This window comes from Mycobacterium cajalii, from assembly GCF_045809005.2.
Taxonomy (GTDB): domain Bacteria; phylum Actinomycetota; class Actinomycetes; order Mycobacteriales; family Mycobacteriaceae; genus Mycobacterium.
In genome coordinates, this window is record NZ_CM141436.1 from 3103185 (window position 1) to 3125387 (window position 22203).

Below are 22203 nucleotides of genomic sequence, written 5' to 3' on the forward strand. Positions count from 1 at the left end.
CGAGCTCAGCTCAGCTCAGGAACGTGTTGACCGCGGCGGCGAGGTTGGGGGAGGCCGACGTCGGCAGGTTCTGGTAGCCGCCACCGCTGAGCCGGGCGACGGCTTCCCAAGTCGGGCGGTCGGGGTCGGCGCCGAAGTCGATGACGTTGACCGCGATCGGCTTGGCCGGGTCGGCGCTGGTGCGGATGAAGTCCTGCAGGCCCGCTCCGTCGAGCGTCCGGTCGGTGTGCGGCCCGGCGGTGATCACCAGGATGGAGTTCGTCTGGCCGGCACGGTAACTGGCCTGCCGCTCCTGGTAGAGCATGCGCAGCGTCGTGAACGACACCGCACCGCCCGGCGAGGAGTACTGCTTGTCCAGGGCGGCCATCAGTGCCGCCGACCGGGGCTGGCCGTTGACCGGGTCGGACAGCGGTCCGGTCGCCACCTCCGCCCGGCCCTCGTGGCCGTCGAACGTCCACAGCCCGAGGACGTCGGAGGGCGGCAGCGCCTTGATCTTGCCCTCGAGCGCCGCGATCACGTTGGCCAGCCGGGTCTTGCCGCCTTCGTCGGTGGGCATCGACTGGTCGAGCATGATCGTCGCGGCCAGCCCGCTCGACGGCGCGGCCATCGCCTCGGCCAGCGTGGCGCGCAGCCCGTCGTCGCCCACCGACAGGGCGGGCGGGAGGGCGGGGAAGCCGATGACCGGGCTGCTCGGCGGTGTGACGCCGTTGACCCGGAACCCCGCCTTGGCCAGCTTGTCGAGTTGCTCGGGCTTGCGCATGAAGTGGGCGAACTCGCTGCCCGCCGACACCTGCTCCTGCGTCAGCCACTCGCCGCTGAGCAGCACCGTGGGGTAGTCGGCCACCGGTGGCGGTCCGGGCGGCAGCCAGGCGCCCAGCTTGCCCTTGGCGTCCGACAGCGACTGGCCGCGCTGGAACACCTGCTGCTCGGTGGTGATCACCGCGTGCACCGGCGCGGACGCGACGTCACCCGCGTCGACCAGCGCGTTCATCGCCTCGACCAACGAGTTGTCCGCCAGTTTGGGCTGGGAGCCCAGCAGCGTGTGGACCGCGCCGACCCCCTGGGTGGCCGGGGCACCGGCGGGCGCCGAGGCGACCGCGACCGCCTCGCCGGCCAGGAACGAGGCGTCCCCGTTACCGCCCGTCGGCAACGCCAGCCGCAGCGAACCCCAGCCCGGCAGGTTCATTCCGTCCAGGGCGTTCGGGTTGGCCTGCAGGCCGGGCAGCGCGGCCCAGGTCTGGTCGCTCAGGGCGTGCTCGAGTTCGGGGCGGACGGCGACCACCACCGGCGACGTCACCAGCGACCGGCTGTCGCTGATCGTCTTGGGGCCCGTGGCCGCGGCGAGCCGCGCGACGGACACCGAGCTGCCCGGGAGCCACAACGTCGGCCGCTCGCCCAAGTCGGCGGGCCACTGGCCGATGAAGCCGCCGAGGACGGCGTCGGCGTTGGCCGCCTTGATCTTCACCACCATGCAGTGATCGCCGACCGGGCCCGCCGACGAGTTGTAGCTTTCCGCCAGCTGCTGCACCGGATCGGCGATCGACGGGTCGACGATGACCGCGACGTCCTCCTTGCCCCCCACGCAGCGCACCGCGGCGCGGTGCGAGCGGTTGGACAACGCGTCGCCGAAAAAGCTCCACAGAATCACCGTGCCGACCACCAGGATGACGGCCACCAGCGCCACGACCACGCCGACGCTGACGCCCCGGCGCCCGCCGACGCTGCGATGGCCGCCGCGCCAGTCGCCCAGACCCCGGTGCCCGCCCCGGAACAGCGACGGCGACGGGGCTGCCGCGCTGTCCCGGTCCGCCGGGCGCGGGGCGAATTCCGGATACTCGTCGGGCGTGCCCGCACCGAACGCGCCGTCGGCGGGGTAGCGCGCCTCGGCGTCGGGAGCTTCCTCCTCGTCGGCGTCGTCCCCGCCTGCCGCGTCCTCGCCGGGCTCGGGCGGAGACTCCGGCGCGGGGTAGCCGATGCCGCCCCACGGGTCGGTCGTCCACGGCCCGGTCTCGAACCCGTCGCCCGGGCGGTGTTCGTCGGACGGCTGGTCGACGGGCTCGTCGGGGCCGGGCTTGCTGTGCCTACCCATACCGGCGTCCGCCGCCTTTCCGTCGACTGGTCACGTGAACGGGGTCATCGCGTGTGGCGCCCGGTCTCGGGCAACGGCGATTTTACTGCGCGTCGCGGGCCTTGAGCTCCCGCCGGCGCCGATGCAGGATCGGCTCGGTGTAGCCGTTGGGCTGCTGCGCGCCCAACAGGATCAGATCCTGGGCGGCCAGGAACGCGATGCTGTCGTCGAAGTTGGGCGCCATGGGCCGGTAAGCCTTGTCGCCGGCGTTCTGCTGGTCGACCAGCGGCGCCATCCGCTCCAGCCCGGCCCGGACGTCCTCGCTGGTGATGATGCCGTGACGCAACCAGTTCGCGAGCAACTGGCTGGCGATCCGCAGGGTGGCCCGGTCCTCCATGAGGTCCACGTTGTGGATGTCGGGCACCTTCGAGGACCCGACTCCCTGGTCGATCCAGCGCACCACGTAGCCGAGGATGCCCTGGCAGTTGTTGTCGACCTCCTCGCGGATCTCCTCAGGAGCCCAGGCGAGTTCCTTGGTCAGCGGGATGGTCAGCAGCTGCTCGACGGTGGCGCGCTTCTTGCCCGCCAGTTCCTCCTGCACCGCGGCCACGTCGACCTTGTGGTAGTGCATCGCGTGCAGCGTCGCCGCCGTCGGCGACGGCACCCAGGCGGTGCTGGCACCGGCGCGGGGCTGGGCGATCTTCTGCTCGACCATGTCGGCCATCAGCTCCGTCATCGTCCACATGCCCTTGCCGATCTGGGCGTGGCCCTCGAAACCCGCCGCGAGACCGACGTCGACGTTGTTGTCCTCGTAGGCCAGGATCCACGGCTGGGTCTTCATGGCGCCCTTGCGCACCATGGGGCCCGCCTCCATCGACGTGTGGATCTCGTCGCCGGTGCGGTCCAGGAAGCCGGTGTTGATGAACACGACCCGGTCGGCGACGGCCTTGATGCACGCCTTCAGGTTGAGGGTCGTGCGCCGCTCCTCGTCCATCACGCCGACCTTGATGGTCTTCTGCGGCAACCCCAGCACGTCCTCGACCCGGCTGAACAGCTCGGCGGTGAACGCGACCTCGTCGGGGCCGTGCATCTTGGGCTTGACGATGTAGACCGAGCCGGTGCGGCTGTTGGCCAGCGGGCCGTTGCCGTCGCCGGCCTTGAGCCCGTGAATGGCGCACACCCCGGTGAACAGCGCGTCCTGGATGCCCTCGAAGATCTCGTTCCCGTCGGCGTCCACGATCGCGTCGTTGGTCATCAGATGCCCGACGTTGCGGACGAACATCAGGCTGCGGCCCGGCAGGGTCAGCTCGCCGCCGTCGGGCGTGGTGTAGGTGCGGTCCTGGTTGAGGACGCGGGTGAAGGTCTTGTCGCCCTTGCTCACCTCGGCGGCCAGGTCGCCCTTGTTCAGGCCCAGCCAGTTGCGGTAGGCGCCGACCTTGTCGTCGGCGTCGACAGCGGACACGGCGTCCTCGAAGTCGATGATCGTGGTGACCGCGGACTCCAGCACCACGTCCTTCACGCCGGCGGCGTCGGTCTTGCCGATGGGGGACTCGGGGTCGATCTCGATCTCGATGTGCAGGCCGTTGTTGACCAGCAACACCGACCAGCTGGGGGAGCCGAGCTCGCCGCTGTATCCGACGAACTTCTCGGGGCCGGCCAATCCGGTGGAACCCGAGCCGGTGTCGACCTGCAGGCGGCCGTCGACGATGCTCAGGCCGGTCACGTCGGTCCACGAGCCCGACTCCAGGGGCACCGCCTCGTCGAGGAACTTGCGGGCGTAGGCGATCACCTTGTCGCCGCGGACCTTGTTGTAGCTGGTGCCCTGCTCGGCGCCGTCGCTCTCCGGGATGACGTCGGTGCCGTACAGGGCGTCGTAGAGGGAACCCCAGCGGGCGTTGGCCGCGTTCAGCGCGAACCGGGCATTGGTCACCGGGACCACGAGCTGCGGTCCGGCCGTCGTGGTGATCTCGGGGTCCACGTTGGCGGTGGTGATGGTGAAGTCGCCGGGTTCGGGCTGCAGGTAGCCGATCTCGGTGAGGAACTCGCGGTAGGCCTCCGGGTCGAGGGGCTGGATCACCCGTTGCCGGTGCCACTTGTCGATCTGGGCCTGCAACTCGTCGCGGCGGTCGAGCAGGTCCTGGTTCTGCGGGCTGAGGTCGGTGACGACCTTGTCGACGCCCGCCCAGAAGCTGTCCGGGTCAATGTCGGTGCCAGGCAGGGCCTCGTTGTTCACGAAGTCGTAGAGCACTCGGGCGACCCGCAAGTTCCCCACCGACACGCGATCAGTCATTTCTCTCCTCCGTAACGGGCCTGCTCGCACCTCCGGCCCTCAGCTGGCCTTTTAACTAACTCAGGCGTCAGCCTACCGACATGCAGCCTGACGATCGTTCCCCGGCCGGCCCGCAGCAGCAGGTCAGGCCCCGCTGACCGCTCCACCGATGACACCGCGGCGGGCACCGAGGACCACTCGCCGGCAACGCGCGCACCGCGGCGCGAAAACCTTGGCCCTGCAGCACGTTTCTCTACTGGCAGCCGTAGCGATCATACGGGTCGGGGCTGCTCTGCCCGCCGGCCACTCCCACCCGGCCCGTCCGGGCCCCGCCGACCCCTCCCACTAGGCCTCGTTCATGACGCCGACCAGGTCTTCGACCAGATCTTCCATGGCCACCATCCCGACCACCCCGGTGACGTCGTCGGTCACCAGGGCCAGGTGGCTGTTGTTGCGGCGCATCCGGGACAGGGCGTCGGCCAGCGGCAACGACGTGGGCACTCGCGGCAGCGGCCGCACCAGCGCCAGGTCGATCGCGGTCCCGGGGTCGCCGCCGAGGGTGAGTACGTCCTTGATGTGCAGGTAGCCGATGAAATGGCCGTCCGGGCCCGCCACCGGATACCGGGAGAACCCGGTCTCGGCCAGGGCCTGCTCGACGCTGCCGACCGTCGGCCCCGAGTCCGGCCCGGCCACCGGCACCGCCCGGGTCTCGGCCAGCGGAACGACCACGTCCCCGACCACCCGGTTGCGGACCTGCAGCGCCCGGGTCAACCGGCTGTGTTCCTCCCGATCCAGCAAACCCTCCGACACGGATTCGGCGATCATCTCGTCGAGCTCGGCGGTGTTGACCGCGATCTCGAGCTCGTCCTTGGGTTCGACGCCGAGCATCCGCACGACCGCGTTGGCGCAGCGGTTGTAGAACGCGATGAACGGCCGGGCGACGCGCACGTAGGCCAGGTACGGCGGCACCAGCAGCATGGCCGTGCGCTCCGGACCGGCCAGCGCGATGTTCTTGGGCACCATCTCGCCCAGCAGCACGTGCAGCGTCACCACGATGGCCAGCGCGATGGCGAACGACACGCTGTGCAGCAACGCCGGGGGCAGACCGGTCAGCCCGAAACCCGTCTGCAGCAGGCCGAACACCGCGGACTCGCCGATCCGGCCGAGCAGCAGGGAGGCGGCCGTCACCCCCAGTTGGGCGCCGGCCAGCATGGACGACAGCTGCTCCCCGGCGCGGATCACGGTGACCGCCCTGGTCCTGCCCTGCTCGGCCAGCGCTTCGAGGCGGTCCCGGCGCACCGAGATCAGCGAGAACTCCGCCCCGACGAAAAAGGCGTTCACCGCGATCAGCAGGACGGCCAGCAGCAGCCTCATGGTGTCGCTCACCGGCGGCCCCGCTCCTGCGGGCCGCCCAGCTCGGTCAGCTCGAGCTGGTCGATGCGGTGCCCGTCCATCCGGACCACCGTCGCCTGCCAGCGTCCCGGCCCGTCGAGCAGCCCGTCGGAATCCAGCGACGTCAGCTCCACGGTCTCGCCGGCCGTCGGGATGTGGCCGAGTTCGCGCAGCACCAGCCCGCCGATCGTCTCGTAGGGCCCCTCGGGACCGCGGTAGCCGGTGGCGGTGGCGACCTCGTCGATGCGCAGCAGGCCCGCCACCCGCCAGCCGCGGCCGGCCGCCGTCACGTCCGGGGTCGCGTCGTCGTGCTCGTCGCGGACGTCGCCGACGATCTCCTCGATCAAATCCTCGAGGGTGACCATGCCGGCGGTGCCGCCGTACTCGTCGACGACCATTGCGGTCTGCAGCTCGCTGGTGCGGATCTGCGCCATCACCGCGTCCCCGTCCAGCGTCGACGGCACCACCGGGACGGGTTGGGCCAGCTCGGTCAGCGGCGTGTGCGCGCGGTCGGCCGGCGGGATCGCGAAAACCTGTTTGACGTGCACGATGCCGACGGTTTCGTCGAGGTCACCGTCGACGATCGGGAAGCGGGAGAATCCGGACTCGGCGGCCGCCGCGATCAGGTCGGCGACGCTGTCGCCGGTCTGCAGGGCCACGATCTTCGACCTCGGCGTCATCAGTTCCTCGGCGGTCCGGGTGCCGAACTGCAGCGATCGCCGCACCAGCGAGGCGGTGGCCGCGTCCAGGGCGCCGCTGCGCGCCGAGGTGCGCACCAGCGACAGCAGTTCCTGCGGCGAGCGGGCCGACCGCAGCTCCTCGGCCGGTTCGATGCCCAGCTTGCGCACGATCCAGTTCGCCACCCCGTTGGTCACCCGGATGGCGGGGGTGAGCAGCAGTGAGAACAACAGCTGCACGGCCACGACGGCGCGCGCGGTCGCCAGCGGGCGGGCCACCGCGAGGTATTTGGGGACCAGCTCGCCGAACACCATCGACACCGACGTCACGACCACCATCACCAGGAACGCCATGGTCGCGTCGCCCGCGTGGTCGGACACCCCGAGCGCGTCCAGCCACGGATGCGGCAGGTCGGCCACCATGGGTGCGGTGAGGTAGCCGGTCACCAGCGTCGTGATGGAGATGCCCAGCTGGGCTCCCGAGAGCTGGAACGACAGCTTGTTCTGGGCTCGCTGGATGAAACGGTCGCGGCGCCCGCCGGCGCGGGCGTTGGCCTCCACGGCGCTGCGGTCGAGCGCCGTCAGGGAGAATTCGGCCGCCACGAAGACCGCGTTTGCGACGATCAGCACGGCGATGGCCAGCACGCTGACCAGGCTGGCGGCGAGGTTCACGGTGTTCCCGGGAACGTCGCGGGTGGCCGCTGCACCCGCAGGAAAGCGGCCTCGAGGCGTGCCTGCGGCACGTCATCCCCTTCGCTCGATGCCGCGCAGCGGTTTGCTGCGGGCGGGAAATTCACCGGAGATGCCATGGTAGCGAAGTTCGCGTCCCACCCGGAACGTCCGGTTGCCACGTGTTCAGGGTGGTGTCACCAGCCCAGGGGCAGCGGATGGCCCTCGGCGAACCCCGCGGCCGACTGCACACCGACGACCGCCCGCTCGTGCAGCTCCGCCAGGTTGGCGGCGCCGACATAGGTGCAGGTGCTGCGCACGCCCGAGGTGATGTGGTCGATCAGGTCCTCGACGCCGCCGCGGGCGGGATCCAGGCCCATCCGCGACGTCGAGATGCCCTCCTCGAACAACGCCTTGCGGGCCCGCTCGAACGCCGTGTCGGCGCCGCTGCGGGCGACGACGGCCCGCTTGGACGCCATCCCGTAGCTCTCCTTGTAGGGCTGGTTGTCCCGGTCCCGCATCAGGTCGCCGGGGGACTCGTAGGTCCCGGCGAACCACGACCCGATCATGACGTTGGACGCGCCGGCGGCCACCGCCAGCGCCACGTCCCGCGGGTGGCGGATCCCGCCGTCCGCCCAGACGTGCCCACCGAGGGCCCTGGCGGCGGCGGCGCATTCGACCACCGCGGAGAACTGCGGGCGGCCGACCCCGGTCATCATCCGCGTGGTGCACATGGCGCCGGGCCCGACACCGACCTTGACGATGTCGGCCCCGGCGTCGAGCAGGTCCCGGGTGCCCTCCGCCGACACGACGTTGCCCGCCACCAGCGGCAGGCCGAGGTTCAGCTCGGCGACCGCCGCGATCGCCTCCAGCGTCTTGACCTGGTGTCCGTGCGCGGTGTCGATGACCAGCACGTCGACGCCGGCTTCGGCCAGCGAGCGGGCCCGGGCCCCGACGTCGCCGTTGATGCCGACGGCGGCGCCGATGCGCAGCCGCCCGCGCGCGTCGGTGGCCGGGGTGTAGAGCCCGGCGCGGATCGCGCCGGTACGGGTCAGCACTCCGGCCAGCGTGCCGTCCGGGTTGGTCAGCACGGCGACGCCGATCGGGGAGTGCTCGAGCAGGTCGAAGACCTTGCGCATGTCGGTGCCGACCGGGGCGGCGACGAACTCGTTGACGGCGACGTCACGCACCCGGGTGAAGCGGTCGACGCCCAGGCAGGACGCCTCGCTCACCAGACCGATGGGGCGGCCCTCGAAGACGACGACGGCGACGCCGTGCGCGCGCTTGTGGATCAGCGCGATCGCATCGGACACGGAGTCGTCGGGCTCCAGCACGACCGGGGTGTCGAGAACCAGGTCGCGGCTCTTGACGAATTGCACCGTGTGCTGCACCGCCGGGATCGGCAGGTCCTGGGGCAGGATCACGATGCCGCCCCGGCGGGCGACCGTCTCGGCCATCCGCCGCCCGGCCACGGCGGTCATGTTGGCGACCACGACCGGGATGGTGGTGCCCGAGCCGTCGTCGCTGGACAGGTCGACGTCGAACCGCGAGGCAACCTCCGACCGGTTCGGCACGATGAACACGTCGTCGTAGGTCAGGTCGTACCCGGGTCGGTGCCCGTCCAGAAACCTCATCGCTGTCGCCCCAAACTACCCACGCTCCTGTCTCGCTATGCGGGCACTTCGGTGCGGTCGCCGCTCCACAACGTGTGGAACTTGCCCGGCGCGTCGATCCGCGCGTAGGTGTGGGCACCGAAGAAGTCCCGCAGCCCCTGGGTCAGCGCGGCCGGCAACCGCTCGGTGCGCAGCGCGTCGTAGTACGACAGCGCCGACGAGAAGCCCGGAATCGGGATACCCAGTTGGGTGGCCGTCACCACCACACGACGCCAACCGTCGACGGCCGCTTCGATCGCGCTGCGGAAATAGGGCGCCACGACCAGCGTGGGCAGGTCGGGTTCGGCGCCGAACGCCTCCTTGATGCGGTTGAGGAACTTCGCCCGGATGATGCAGCCGCCGCGCCAGATGGTCGCCAGGTCGCCGGGGGCGATGCCCCAGTCGTATTCGGTGCTGCCGGCCTGGATCTGGTTGAAGCCCTGCGCGTAGGCGATGATCTTCGACGCGTACAGGGCCTGCCGGACGTCTTCGACGAACTGCTCCGCATCGGAAGGCTTTGCGCCCAGCCCGCCGGAGGCCAGCCCGATGGTGGCCGTGCGCTGGGTCGCCGAACCCGACAGCGCCCGGGCGAACACCGCCTCGGCGATGCCGGTGACCGGGACACCGAGGTCCAGCGCCGACTTCACCGTCCAGCGTCCGGTGCCCTTCTGCTCGGCCTCGTCCAGGATGACGTCGACGAGCGGCTTGCCGGTCTTGGCGTCGGTCTGGCGCAACACCTGAGCGGTGATCTCGACCAGGAAGCTGTCCAGTTCGCCCTTGTTCCACTCGTCGAACACGTCGGCGATCTCCGCGGCGCTCTTGCCGAGCCCGTCGCGCAGGAGCTGGTAGGCCTCGCCGATCAGCTGCATGTCGGAGTACTCGATGCCGTTGTGCACCATCTTGACGAAGTGGCCGGCGCCGTCGGGGCCGATGTGGGTGCAGCACGGGACGCCGTCGACGTGCGCGGAGATCTCCTCGAGCAGCGGGCCCAGGGATTCGTACGACTCCGCCGGGCCGCCCGGCATGATCGACGGGCCGTTCAGCGCGCCCTCCTCGCCGCCGGAGATGCCGGCGCCGACGAAGTGCAGGCCGCGCTCGCGCATCGCCTTCTCGCGGCGGATGGTGTCGGTGTAGAGGGCGTTGCCGCCGTCGATGATGATGTCGCCCTCCTCCATGGCGTCGGCGAGCTCGTTGATGACCGCGTCGGTCGCCTCACCGGCCTTGACCATGATCAGGACGCGGCGCGGCTTCTCCAGCGCGTCCAGGAATTCCGGGATGGTCTGGCAGCGCACGAACTCGCCGTCGCCGCCGTGCTCGTCGAGCAGCGCGTCGGTCTTGGCGACCGAGCGGTTGTGCAGCGCGACCGTGTAGCCGTGCCGGGCGAAATTGCGGGCGATGTTCGAGCCCATCACGGCCAGGCCGGTGACGCCGATCTGCGCGGTACCCGTCCTGGCATTCGGCTCCATCTTGGCATTCGGCTTGGTGTCCGACGAACTCATGTCTGCGCGCCTCTCAGGTTGGAGAACTTCTGTTGCAAGCCCTTCCGACACACTGTGGCACAGCGGAGCATTCGGTCCTCCGGCGAGTTTCGAGTTGGCCCGCCGCTACAGGTCGAACAGTCGCCGCAACTCGGTGAGCCACGGCACCGCCAGCGCGACGGTGGGCACCACCAGGATGGCGGCCGCGGCCAGGTAGGCGACCACCGACAAGGTCAGGCTGTTACCGCGCCCCGCCAGCCGGCGCACCCGCACCACCGTGCTGGGCCCGCCGACGGCCAGCGCGCCCGAGGGTGCCGTGCCCGACGCGCACGCAACCAGCGCCCGGGCCAGGGGAGCGCGCCCGGCGGCGCGCACCGCGGCATCGTCGGCCAGCAGTTCGACGAGCAGCTGCACGGCGCGCAGCGCGCTGGTGCTGCGCACGAGTCGGGGGAATGCGGCGTGCACGGCGGTGAACGCCTCCAGCACCAGGTCGTGGCGGGCCCGCAGGTGGGCCCGCTCGTGAGTGAGGACGGCCGCGACCTCGTCGCCGGTGAGCGCGGTCAGCGCCCCTTCGCTGACGACCACCCGGCTGCGCACGCCCGGCAGGCAGTAGGCCAGCGGCTGCGCCACCCCCAGGACACGCAGGTCCCGGGTCCGTGCGCACGGCTGGACGCGGGCGGCATCGTGGTCGACCCCGACGAGGTCGACCACCATCCGGTGGTGCGCCCGCCGGCGCCGGTTGGCGATGACGACGCGCACCACGGCGACGGTCAACCGGGCACCGACCAGCACGGTCAGCGCGAAGGCGGCCAGGCACGCCGACCACAGCGGCCAGCCGAGCCGGCCCTCGGCTTCGACGACGCCGGCCGTGGGCCGCCCGTCGGGACCGGGCATGAGCAACCGGCTGGCGACCGCGATGCCGGCGCTGAACGTCGAGAAGACCGCGGCCAGCGCGATGGCCTGCCACAGCACCATCGCGGCGCGCGGGGCGCGCAACGGCCAGGTGGCGCGTGCCAGGATGGCCGGCGCCGGGCCGACCAGCAGCACCGCGAGCAGAGTGAAGGCCAGCGCGGACACGCTGCCAGTCTCCCTCAGGCCTCCGCTGACACGCCAGTAGGTGGCGTATTGCGTTGGTTTGCTTCCAGTTCGGCGAGCGCGCGGCGCAGGGCCTGGGCCTCGTCCGCACCGACCCGCTCGACGAAGTGCACGAGCGCAGCCTGCCGGCCCCCGGAGTCCTCGGCCTGGGCCAGCGCGTCGACCATCAGCCCGGCCACCAGTTCGTCGCGGCCGTGGACCGCCGCATAGCGGTGGGCCCGGTCGTCGCGGATCTGGGACACCAGGTTCTTCTTCGCCAGCCGCTGCAGCACGGTCATCACCGTGGTGTAGGCGAGGTCGCGGCGCGCCGACAACGCCTCGTGGACCTGGCGCACGGTCTGGGGTTCCGGCGTGGACCACAGATGGTCCATCACGGCGCGCTCCAGTTCCCCCAACCGGGTCAGCTTGGCCATAGGCTGCTCATCTCCTCAACCGTCGGGACAAGCGTACTCCCGCTTACTACCGGCCGTCGTAACGAAAGGCGCACGGGTCGCGCCCCGGGGGTTGCAAATTTAGGGCAGCCTTGCCTATGCTGACCGGGATCGAGCGACAACCGAAGTCGACGGACCGCGACGGAGTCCTGAGGGCTGCAGTGACCCCCGGTCCACTCGATCGGCGAGCCCCGTGCCCGGTGCACGGGGCTCGCCCGTTTCCGGGACCGCCCCGCACGCCGGCCGTCGCGCGCCGATGGTGCGGACACGCCGACGGTGCCGACACGCCGATGGTGTAGACACGAGGACGTGCAACCGCCGGACCCGGATTTCAGCGCGCCCTTCGATACCGAATTGGGCCTGCGCTACACCGAACTCGGCCCGGACGGCGTCCGGGCGCAACTCGAGGTCACACCCAAGCTGCTGCAGCCGATGGGCCTGGTGCACGGCGGGGTGTACTGCTCGATGATCGAGAGCATGGCCAGCGTGGCCGCCTACACCTGGCTGGCCACCCGGGGTGGCGGGAACGTCGTGGGCGTCAACAACAACACCGACTTCCTGCGTGCCATCGGGTCGGGAACGGTGTACGGCAGGGCCGAGCCGATCCACCGCGGCCGCCGTCAGCAACTCTGGCTGGTCACCATCACCGACGCGACCGACCGGGTGGTGGCGCGGGGCCAGGTGCGGCTGCAGAACCTCGAGCCGGCTACGGACCAGGGCTGAACGGCGCCCGGGGGGCATCGACCGCCCCGCCACCGCGGCGTGGCAGGATAACCCGACATGCGCCTGACGCCGCACGAGCAGGACCGCCTGCTGTTGTCGTACGCCGCCGATCTGGCCCGGCGTCGCCGGGAACGGGGCTTGCGGCTCAATCATCCCGAGTCGGTTGCGCTCATCAGCGACCACATCCTCGAGGGCGCCCGCGACGGGCGCACGGTTGCCGAGCTGATGGCCAGCGGCTGCCAAGTCCTGACGCGCGACGACGTGATGGAGGGAGTGCCCGAGATGATCGACGACGTGCAGGTGGAGGCGACGTTCCCGGACGGAACCAAGTTGGTCACCGTTCACCACCCGATCGCATGATTCCCGGCGAAATCCTCTACGGCAAAGGCGATATCGAGATCAATGCGGGCGCAAAGCGCCTCGAGATGGAGATCGTCAACACCGGGGACCGCCCGATCCAGGTCGGCAGTCACGTCCATCTTCCGCAGGCGAACAAGGCGTTGTCGTTCGACCGCGCGGCCGCCTACGGTCACCGGCTGGACGTCCCCGCCGCGACCGCCGTGCGTTTCGAACCCGGTGTGCCCCAGCGGGTGCGACTGGTTCCGCTGCGCGGACGGCGCCAGGTGCACGGCCTGACCTTGAATCCCCCCGGAAGGCTGGACGACTGATGGCGCCACTGCCCCGTGACCGCTACGCCCTGGTGTACGGGCCCACCACCGGCGACCGGGTCCGGCTCGCGGACACCGATTTGCTGGTGGAGATCACCGAGGACCGCAGCGGCGGGCCGGGTCTGGCCGGCGACGAGGCGGTGTTCGGCGGCGGCAAGGTGCTGCGCGAGTCGATGGGCCAGGGGCGCGCCACCCGGGCCGAGGGCGCGCCCGACACCGTGATCACCGGCGCGATCGTCCTCGACTACTGGGGAATCATCAAGGCCGACATCGGGATTCGCGATGGCCGCATCACCGCGCTGGGCAAGGCCGGCAACCCCGACATCATGTCGGGGGTGCACCCGGACCTGGTGGTCGGGCCGTCCACCGAGGTCATCGGGGGCAACGGCCTGATCGTGACCGCGGGGGCGATCGACAGCCACGTGCATCTGATCTGCCCGCAGCTCATGCCCGAGGCGATCGGCTCCGGCGTCACCACCATCGTCGGGGGTGGCACCGGGCCCGCCGAGGGCAGCAAGGCCACGACCGTCACCCCGGGCGCCTGGCACCTGGGCCGCATGCTGGAAGCGCTGGACGGCTGGCCGGTCAACTTCGCGCTGCTGGGCAAGGGGAACACCGTCAGCGCCGAGGGGCTGTGGGAGCAATTGCGCGGCGGCGCTTCGGGTTTCAAACTGCACGAGGACTGGGGATCGACGCCGGCGGTGATCGATGCCTGCCTGAGGGTGGCCGACGCGGCGGGCGTGCAGGTGGCGCTGCACACCGACACACTCAACGAGATGGGGTTCGTGGAGGACACACTGGCCGCGATCGCCGGCCGCTCGATCCACACCTATCACACCGAGGGCGCCGGCGGTGGCCATGCGCCGGACATCATCAGGGTCGCCGGCCAACCCAATGTGCTGCCCAGCTCCACCAACCCGACCCGCCCGCACACGCGCAACACCCTCGACGAGCACCTGGACATGCTGATGGTCTGCCATCATCTGAACCCCGCGGTGCCCGGAGATCTGGCGTTCGCCGAGAGCCGGATCCGGGGATCGACGATGACCGCCGAGGACGTGCTGCACGACATGGGCGCGATCGCGATCGTGGGCAGCGACTCGCAGGCCATGGGCCGCATCGGCGAGACGGTGATACGCACCTGGCAGAGCGCCCACGTGATGAAACGCCGTCGCGGCGCGCTGCCCGGTGACGGTGCCGCGGACAACAACCGGGTGCAGCGCTACGTCGCCAAATACACCATCTGCCCGGCGATCGCCCACGGCATGGATCGTGAGATCGGCTCTGTGGAGGTGGGTAAGCTCGCGGACCTGGTGTTGTGGGAGCCGGCGTTCTTCGGGGTGCGCCCGCACCTGGTCATCAAGGGCGGCATGATCGCCTGGGCGGCGATGGGTGACGCGAATGCGTCCATCCCTACCCCGCAGCCGGTGTTGCCGCGGCCGATGTTCGGGGCCGCCCCGGCCACCACGGCGGCGACCTCCGTGCATTTCGTCTCGCCACAGGCCATCGAGGCCGGTTTGGCCGACACGCTCGCGGTCCGCAGGCCGCTGGTGCCGGTCGCCGATGTTCGCGCCGTGGGCAAGGCGCAGCTCCCGCTCAACGACGCCCTGCCCGACATCAAGGTCGACCCGGACACCTTCACCGTGCGCATCGACGGCGAGGTCTGGCCGGAACAACCGCCGACCGAATTGCCGATGGCACAGCGCTATTTTCTGTTCTGACCCTCCCGCGACACGTTCCCGACGGGCGCAGTGGACGGGCTTCGGCAGCACCGATACCGGGGCGTGGAAGGATCAACGAATATGTTCACCGGCCGCATGCCGAGCCCGCAGGAGCGGATGTCCTCCGATTCCGCGGGGCCGACCATCGCCCCATGATGTCTCTCGCGGTGTTACTGACCCTCGCGGACTCGCGGCTGCCCACCGGGGCGCACGTGCACTCTGGCGGCGTCGAAGAGGCCGTCACCACCGGATTGGTCACTAACATGGCAACACTGGAAGCCTTCCTGTGCAGGAAGATTCGCAGCCACGGGCTGGTCGCTGCATCGATCGCGGCGGCGGTGCACCGCGGCGAGCTCACCCCGGCAGACGCCGACCGGGAGGCCGACGCGCGCACCCCGTCCCCGGCGGCCCGCCAAGCTTCGCGCAGCCAGGGCCGCGGACTGACCCGGTTGGCGCGACGGGTCTGGCCGGACGCGGACTGGGATGCCATCGGCCCCCGCCCGCACCTCGCCGTTGCGGCGGGCCGGGTCGGCGCCGCCGGCGGGTTGAGTCCCGAGCAGAGCGCGCTGACCGTCGTCTACACCGCGATGACCGGCACGGCGACGGCCGCGCAGCGCCTGCTCGCGCTGGACCCGGCCGACGTCGCGGCGTGCACGTTTCGGCTCGCGGATCTGTGCGAGCACACCGCCGCCGAAGCGGCCAAGGGACTTGCCGACCTGTCCGACCCGCTCCTCGACACTCTCGCGGAGTGCCACGCCGAACGCGAGCGGCCGTTGTTCTTATCCTGAAAGGTTCGCCATGACAACACATTCCCACACCCACACACACACCCACGCCGATCGGCCCCGACGCGTCCGCGGCCGCGGTGAGCCGCTGCGCATCGGGATCGGGGGACCGGTCGGCTCGGGTAAGACGGCGCTGGTCGCCGCGCTGTGCCGGCAGTTGCGCGACGAGCTGTCGCTGGCGGTGGTGACCAACGACATCTACACCACCGAGGACGCCGACTTCCTGCGCAGGCACGCGGTGCTGCCAGATGACCGGATCGCGGCCGTGCAGACCGGTGGCTGCCCACATACCGCGATCCGCGACGACATCACCGCCAACCTCGATGCGATCGACGACCTGATCGCCGCCCACGACGCGCTGGACCTGATCCTGGTCGAGTCCGGCGGCGACAACCTCACCGCCACGTTCTCGTCGGGACTGGTCGACGTGCAGATCTTCGTCGTCGACGTGGCCGGCGGCGACAAGGTGCCCCGCAAGGGTGGGCCGGGCGTGACCTTCTCGGACCTGTTGGTGGTGAACAAAACCGACTTGGCGTCGGCGGTGGGCGCCAGCCTGCAAGTGATGGCCCGCGACGCCGACGCAGTGCGCGAGGGCCGTCCGACGGTGTTGCAATCCTTGACCGAGGACCCGGCCGCGACCGGTGTGCTGGCGTGGGTCCGGACGCAACTGCGCGAGTTCGCCAGCCTCTGATGCGCTCCGAGCTCCTGGTGATCGCAGCCCCCAACCGGTTGCCGCGCATCGAATGCCGGGCGGGCGCTGTGACTGCTCGCTGCACCGCACCGGACACGGTCCACCTGGTTTCCGCGGCCGCGAACCCGCTGGGCGGCGACGCCATCGAAATTCGCGTGGTCGTCGAGCCGGGAGCCCGGCTGAAAATCCGCAGCGCCGCAGCCAGCGTCGCGCTGCCGGGACCGGCGACACCGACCTCACGCGCACGCTGGGAGGTGGAGGTTGCCGGCGACCTTGACATCGACCTCGAGCCGACGGTCGTGGCCGCCCATGCGCGTCACCTGTCCGGCATCTCGGTGCTGCTGCACGAGGAGGGATCGATCCGGCTGCGTGAACGGGTCCAGATCGGCAGATTCGGTGAGCGGGAGGGATTCTGGTCGGGATCGCTGTGCGCCGACCGCAACGACCGGCCGTTGACGCGGCACCGGGTGGAGCTCGGCGCCGGATCGCTCGCCGACGACGCACTGTGCGCCCCGCGCGCCAATGTCAGCGAGTTATGTTATCCGGCAACCACTTCCGTCGCACCAGCCGGCACCGGGACGACGGTGCTGGCATTGGCCGCCGGGGGATCGCTGAGCACCTGGCAGGGGGACCGGTTGTCCTGCTGACCAACCGGCCACCCCGCCGGGTGCGTCGCTCAGCGTGCGGGGATGGCGTCGTTGTGCGGGGCGTCGCTGTTCTGGTGGGCCCGGGTGAGCACCAGGTACACGATGCCGAGGCCGACGATGGTCACCGACAGGATCGCGATGATGTAGTCGTCGTACCAGGGCTTGTAGGGTTCCCGCGGCCAGGCGAGGTTGACGATGGCCGCGACACCGTAGAGCAGCGCCCCGATGTTGACGGGCAGCCCCCAGCGGCCCAGCTTGTACTTCCCGTTCGGCTGCCAGCCCTTGAGCCGGGCGCGCAGGGCGGCCAGCACCACCATCTGGAACCCGATGTAGACCCCGACCGAGCCGAAGCTGACCAGTTTGGTCAGCGCGTCGCTGGAGATCAGCGACCCGATGATCAGCAGCGCCGGGATGACGACCGCGATCAGCAACGCGTACGGCGGCACGTGCCGTTTCTGGTCGAAGTGCTTCAGGAACTTCGAGCCGACGATCATGTCGTCGCGGCCGTAGGAATAGATGAGCCGGCTGGCGGCGGCCTGCAGACTCAGCGCGCACGACGTGAACGAGATCAGCACGACGCACAGCACCACCTTGGCGCCCAGGCCGCCGAACGCCGACTTCAAGACGGTGTCGATCGGATCGGCGTCCTTGCCGCTGATCACCGCGCCGAAGTCGGGCACCGACAGGATCAGGCTCAAGCAGACGAAGGTGGCCGCCGAACCGCCGATGTAGATGGTGCGCCGCATCGCCTTGGGGATCACCAAGCCGGGGTTGCGCACCTCCTCGGCCACGTCGCCGCACGCTTCGAAGCCGAAGAACTGGTAGAGCGCGATCAGGCCGGCGGCCAAAAACGCGTAGGTGAAGCTGTGGTGGCCTTCGGCGCCGAAGCTGTGGAACAGCACACCGAGGTTGTGGTGGCGCTGGGTGACCAGCAGCCAGACACCGACGACTATGGCGCCGATGAGCTCGGCGCTGAACCCGAAGATGGCGAAGTAGCTCAGCATCTTGGTGCCGGTCAGGTTGATGGCCGTGGCCAGCGCCAGCATGACCAGCGCGCACAGCACCGTGGCGTGCGCGGACGACGTGAAACCGAACACGTCGGCCACGTACGGGCCCGCGCCGTAGGCCGCGTCGGCCAGCAACGCCAGCAGGGTGAACATGTAGACCCACCCGGTCATCCACGCCCACTTGCGTCCCCACAGCCGCCGCGCCCAGGGATAGACCCCGCCGGCCACCGGGAACTGCGCGACCACCTCGCTGAAGACCAGGGCGACCAGCATCTGCCCGGCCCCCGCGATCAGCAGGGTCCAGATCATCGGCGGGCCGGCGGTGGCCAGCGCGAACGCGAACACCGTGTAGATTCCGACCACCGGCGACAGGTAGGTGAAGCCCAGCGAGAAGTTCGCCCACGGGCTCATGTCCCGCCGGAAGTCGGATTGGAGCCCCAGCGCCTTGAGCTGGGCGTGGTCCTCGTCGTATGCGGCGTCGACGCCGGCGCCCACCTCCGTCCGGAGCTGGGTGTGGTCCTCACGATCGTTCGCGGTATTTGATGTCGTGTTGATGGCCAAAGCTCTTTCCTCACTTCTCAGGCCGTGTGGACGGGCAGGCTGGCGGTTCTCGTCACGGATGCGGGCGGGCATCGTGCGGGCCTTCTACTTGTTCGTCCCCTCCTTGATCAGGGTCGCCGCCGTGCGCTTGAGCACGTCGCGTTGTCGGGACACGTCGGCGATCGCCCTCCGCAGCTGGTTGAGTTCGTCGCGCTCGGCCACCGCCGCGGCGTCCTCCGCGCCGGGGGCCGGCTGGGCCCAGCGCGCCGCGGGGTCGTCGTTCATGGCCGATCCGCCGATCAGCTCCGGGATCACCTTGTTGCGTGCGCCGGCCTTGAGCCGGCCCTGGTCGCCGCGCGGCGCGTTGACGACACTTGCCACCGGACCCATCGGGGGCATGCCGTAGAAGCCGCCCGGCCCGGCCTGGGGCACGCCTTCCAGCCCCGCGGCGGGCAACGGCGCCGCGGTGGCGGCCAGCCGGATCGCCGGCGCGCTACCCCAGGTCTCCGGCACCGACAACTTGCCGACGGACACGGCCCGGCCCAGGCCGGCCGACACCCCGGGGCCGCCGAGCCCGGCGGGCGTGCCCGCTCCCGGGCCGTAGGAGTCCACCAGGCTCGACCCGAGCCCGGCATCCAGGGGAGAGGTGGGCGAGACCTGGGAGGCCGTGCTCGCCGAGAGCTGGTCGATCAGCGGGTTCCAGCCCGCGGCCACCGGCGGCGCCAACGTCAGCATGGCCCCGGACGCATCGAAGTTGAGGCCTTCGGAGAGGATCTGCGGACCCACCGTCAGCCCGCTCAGATTGTTGAACGCGTTGAACGGGCCGCTGGTCAACAGGTCGTAGATCGGATTCGATCCCGGCGCCGCGACCGCTCCCGACGACAGGCCCTGCAGCAGGTTGGGCACGCTCGACAACGTCGACTGGGTGCTCGAGCCGACGGCAGACGTGGTGGTCTGGGTGGCCGCCGCACCCTGGGTGGTCGCCGCGGCCGGGGTGGTCGTGGGTGGCGGGGCGTTGAACGGCGTCAACGTCGTGGCGGAAGAGGAGGCCCCGGCGTAGCCGTACATCGCGTGGGCGTCCTGGGCCCACATCTCGGCGTACTGCGCCTCGGTGCTCGCGATCGCCGGGGTGTTCTGACCCATGATGTTGGTGGACACCAGCGACGCCAACAGCGCGCGGTTGACCTCGATCTCCGGCGGCGGCACGGTCGCCGCGAACGCGGTCTCGTAGGCCGCGACCGCCGAGGAGAGCTGACCGGCGGTCTGCTGGGCCTGCGTGGCGGTGGCATTCATCCACGACACATACGGCGCCACCGCGGCCGCCATCCGCATCGACGACGGGCCGGCCCACGGCCCGTCGGTCAACGCCGAGAGCACGGCCCGATACGACGTGGCCATCGACGTCAGCTCGGCCGCCAGCGCGTTCCAGGCCGCCGCGGCGGTCGTCAACGACCCCGGCCCGGGCCCGGCATACATCCGGGCCGAGTTGAACTCCGGCGGGTACGCCGCGAAATCCAGGGCGCTGATCACAGCATCGCCTCCTTGATCAGCCGGGCCGCGGCATCGCGTTCCATCGCCACGTCGGCGATCTCCTTCCTGAGCTTGTCGAGCTCTTCGCGTTCGCGTTCGCTCAAGGCGCTGGCGACGTGCTTGCGAGCCGGTTGCACCGGGGCGGGCCGGGCCGCCGGGCGTTCGTCGGCGTGCTGCTCGCCGGGCAGCGCCGCGACGACCTTCTGGCCCTTGTCGGACTTGGTGCGCGTGGTCTGTTCGCCCCTGGGCGCGTTGACCAGGCTGCCCACCGGCGGGATTCCCCCGAAGAACCCGGGCTCGGCCGCCCCGGCCGCCGGCACGCCGTCGGCCGCCGCGCTCGACAACGGCGATGCGCTGCCGGCGAGGCGGATGGCGGGGGAGGACGTCCAACCGTGCGGTACCGACAACTTGCCGACCGTCGCGGCCTCGCCGACACCGGCCGACACGTCGGGGCCGTTCAGCGCCGCCGACATGGGGCCCCCCTCCGGGCCGTAGGAATCCACCAGCGCCCCGAGCCCGGCGCCGGGTACGACATCGCCGGCGGCCGCGGCGGTGGCCGTCGGCAACGCGAGCCCGTACAGCCCGCCCATCAGGGGCGTGATACCGGACGCGGTGAACAGGAAGCCACTGAGGACCAGCGTCCAGTTTCCGATGTTCGTGGTCAGGGTGTTGAGGTTGGCGGGGATCGGCAGGCCGAGGAGGTTTTCCAGCCACGTGATCGGGTTGAGCGACGCCGCCGGGTTGACCGCCCCCGCCGCCGAGAGACCTTGCAGCACATTGGGCACCGCCGTCAGCGCCGACTGCGCGCTCGGCGCGGCGGCGGAGGTCGTGGCCTGGGTGACCGCGGCGGCCTGGTTCGCCGCCCCGGTCGGATTCGTGGCCTGCGGCGGCGAGGCGAACGCCAGCAGCTTGGTCGCCGCGGCCGAGGCGCCGGCGTAGCTGAACATCGCCGCGGCGTCCTGCGCCCACATCTCGGCGTACTGCGCCTCGGTGGCCATGATCGCCGGGGTGTTCTGCCCCAGGAGGTTGGTGGCCACCAATGCCGCCAACAGGGCCCGGTTGACCTCGATCTCCGGCGGGGGCACGGTGGCGGTGAACGCCGCCTCGTACGCCGCTATCGCCGATTTGAGCTGGCTTGCGGTCTGCTCGACCTGTGCCGCCGTGCCGCTCATCCAGGACACGTAAGGAGTCGCCGCGGCGGCCATCGTGGTCGACGACGGCCCGACCCATGGGCCGCCAGTGAGCTCGGAGACCGTCGACCGGTACGAGGCCGCCGCGATGTTCAGCTCCGCCGCCAGCCCGTCCCAGGCCGCGGCGGCCGCCACCAGCGGTCCCGCCCCCGGTCCCGCATACATCCGACCGGAGTTGATCTCCGGCGGCAATGCCGCGTAGTCCACGTCACAACCCCCTCGTAAGCCGACCTGTCATCACCACGCCACATTCCCGGTCGCCCACATTTCTCGGTTCGTGCCTGCTGCCCGGTTTCGAGCGCCGTGACGGGCGCGCGAATGGTGACGCCCCGAACGTCCACACAGTCGCACCGGGGTGCACATCATCGAACGGACGTCCGGATCGCCGGACAGCTACCAATGATCGTTGTTTACACTGTAACCGGACTGGTTAACTCCTGTGAATTCGCTGGAAAGTCTGGATACCCGCTGTGGACTGACTGTGTTCGGGGGAAGGGACCCGGTTGGCGCGGGCGGGCGACAGCGTCGGCCAACGAGTCGCGGGGGTCGTCGCGGCACCCGGCCGACGCCCGGCGGGACGGCCGGTTCCGCCGGGCCCCAAGCAAAACCTGAACTGTCGCAACAGTTTTTACCAATCGAACGGTTGGGCGGCGGCGGGAGCGACGAGGTCCCGCCGCCGCGAGGCGCAGGGTCGGTGCGCGGCGCGCAGCGGCGCTGCCAGCCCAATTGGCCGACACCCGGGGGCGCCTTCAGCTAAACCGCGCGTTTCTGACGATAATTCGCTTGGGCACACGCCAGCAAACTCAACTCGCGACCCTACCAGGGCCGCGGGTTGAGTGTGGGACGGCTACCGCCGGCCGGTGACGCCACCCCGGCGGCACCGGTCGGCAGTGTCATCGACGCGAATCACCGGGCGGTGCGCGCATCGTGTCCCCAGCCTTCCTCGCTCACAGGCGCGTGAGCGTGTCGT

Annotated in this window: 18 protein-coding genes; 7 read left to right on the forward strand and 11 right to left on the reverse strand. The window is 70.6% G+C overall.

Features of this window, described 5'->3' with window-relative positions:
* Positions 1–10: 10 nt before the first annotated feature.
* The 8 genes from ACJ512_RS14765 to ACJ512_RS14800 all read right to left on the reverse strand — a co-directional run bounded on the left by ACJ512_RS14765 (position 11) and on the right by ACJ512_RS14800 (position 11713).
* On the reverse strand, positions 11–2089 hold the full coding sequence (locus ACJ512_RS14765; RefSeq protein WP_461479743.1) for a substrate-binding domain-containing protein: 2079 nt from the start codon (positions 2087–2089) through the stop codon (positions 11–13).
* A gap of 82 nt (positions 2090–2171) precedes the next feature.
* Positions 2172–4358: a malate synthase G gene (locus ACJ512_RS14770; RefSeq protein WP_407687831.1), complete on the reverse strand. Its 2187-nt coding sequence runs from the start codon at positions 4356–4358 to the stop codon at positions 2172–2174.
* Positions 4359–4682: 324 nt separating this feature from the next.
* Positions 4683–5711 (reverse strand): hemolysin family protein, encoded by a 1029-nt coding sequence (locus ACJ512_RS14775; protein ID WP_407687834.1) that lies wholly within the window; start codon positions 5709–5711, stop codon positions 4683–4685.
* Between the two features lie 8 nt (positions 5712–5719).
* Entirely contained in the window at positions 5720–7078 is a 1359-nt protein-coding gene (locus ACJ512_RS14780) for a hemolysin family protein (RefSeq protein ID WP_407687830.1), read from the reverse strand.
* Between the two features lie 194 nt (positions 7079–7272).
* Positions 7273–8709, reverse strand: coding sequence for a GuaB1 family IMP dehydrogenase-related protein (locus tag ACJ512_RS14785; RefSeq protein WP_407687829.1), 1437 nt, complete (start codon positions 8707–8709; stop codon positions 7273–7275).
* 35 nt (positions 8710–8744) lie between these two features.
* Positions 8745–10193 (reverse strand): NADP-dependent phosphogluconate dehydrogenase, encoded by a 1449-nt coding sequence (gene gndA, locus ACJ512_RS14790; RefSeq protein ID WP_407687833.1) that lies wholly within the window; start codon positions 10191–10193, stop codon positions 8745–8747.
* A gap of 138 nt (positions 10194–10331) precedes the next feature.
* Positions 10332–11282 (reverse strand): M56 family metallopeptidase, encoded by a 951-nt coding sequence (locus ACJ512_RS14795; RefSeq protein ID WP_407687828.1) that lies wholly within the window; start codon positions 11280–11282, stop codon positions 10332–10334.
* Positions 11283–11296: 14 nt separating this feature from the next.
* On the reverse strand, positions 11297–11713 hold the full coding sequence (locus ACJ512_RS14800; protein ID WP_407687827.1) for a BlaI/MecI/CopY family transcriptional regulator: 417 nt from the start codon (positions 11711–11713) through the stop codon (positions 11297–11299).
* 327 nt (positions 11714–12040) lie between these two features.
* Here ACJ512_RS14800 and ACJ512_RS14805 point away from each other — a divergent pair, with 327 nt between their 5' ends.
* From ACJ512_RS14805 to ACJ512_RS14835, 7 genes are all read left to right on the forward strand, one after another.
* Positions 12041–12454, forward strand: coding sequence for a PaaI family thioesterase (locus tag ACJ512_RS14805; RefSeq protein ID WP_407687826.1), 414 nt, complete (start codon positions 12041–12043; stop codon positions 12452–12454).
* 57 nt (positions 12455–12511) lie between these two features.
* A complete protein-coding gene (locus tag ACJ512_RS14810; RefSeq protein ID WP_407687825.1) occupies positions 12512–12814 on the forward strand; it encodes an urease subunit gamma in 303 nt (100 codons plus the stop codon).
* Positions 12811–13122 (forward strand): urease subunit beta, encoded by a 312-nt coding sequence (locus ACJ512_RS14815; protein WP_407687824.1) that lies wholly within the window; start codon positions 12811–12813, stop codon positions 13120–13122. The genes ACJ512_RS14810 and ACJ512_RS14815 overlap by 4 nt, the downstream gene beginning before the upstream one ends.
* Positions 13122–14843, forward strand: a complete 1722-nt coding sequence (locus tag ACJ512_RS14820) for an urease subunit alpha (protein WP_407687823.1) — start codon at positions 13122–13124, stop codon at positions 14841–14843. Before ACJ512_RS14815 ends, ACJ512_RS14820 begins: the two co-directional genes overlap by 1 nt.
* A gap of 152 nt (positions 14844–14995) precedes the next feature.
* On the forward strand, positions 14996–15631 hold the full coding sequence (locus ACJ512_RS14825) for an urease accessory protein UreF (RefSeq protein ID WP_407687822.1): 636 nt from the start codon (positions 14996–14998) through the stop codon (positions 15629–15631).
* Between the two features lie 10 nt (positions 15632–15641).
* Entirely contained in the window at positions 15642–16319 is a 678-nt protein-coding gene (gene ureG / locus ACJ512_RS14830) for an urease accessory protein UreG (protein ID WP_407687821.1), read from the forward strand.
* Positions 16319–16966 carry an urease accessory protein UreD gene (locus ACJ512_RS14835; protein WP_407687820.1) on the forward strand — a complete coding sequence of 216 codons (648 nt, stop codon included), beginning with the start codon at positions 16319–16321 and terminating at the stop codon, positions 16964–16966. The genes ureG and ACJ512_RS14835 overlap by 1 nt, the downstream gene beginning before the upstream one ends.
* Before the next feature lie 29 nt (positions 16967–16995).
* Here ACJ512_RS14835 and ACJ512_RS14840 read toward each other — a convergent pair whose 3' ends face one another.
* The 3 genes from ACJ512_RS14840 to ACJ512_RS14850 all read right to left on the reverse strand — a co-directional run bounded on the left by ACJ512_RS14840 (position 16996) and on the right by ACJ512_RS14850 (position 21440).
* On the reverse strand, positions 16996–18534 hold the full coding sequence (locus tag ACJ512_RS14840; protein WP_407687819.1) for an APC family permease: 1539 nt from the start codon (positions 18532–18534) through the stop codon (positions 16996–16998).
* Positions 18535–18618: 84 nt separating this feature from the next.
* Positions 18619–20031 carry a PPE family protein gene (locus ACJ512_RS14845; RefSeq protein ID WP_461480128.1) on the reverse strand — a complete coding sequence of 471 codons (1413 nt, stop codon included), beginning with the start codon at positions 20029–20031 and terminating at the stop codon, positions 18619–18621.
* Positions 20032–20039: 8 nt separating this feature from the next.
* Positions 20040–21440, reverse strand: coding sequence for a PPE family protein (locus ACJ512_RS14850; protein ID WP_407687817.1), 1401 nt, complete (start codon positions 21438–21440; stop codon positions 20040–20042).
* Between the last annotated feature and the right edge of the window lie 763 nt (positions 21441–22203).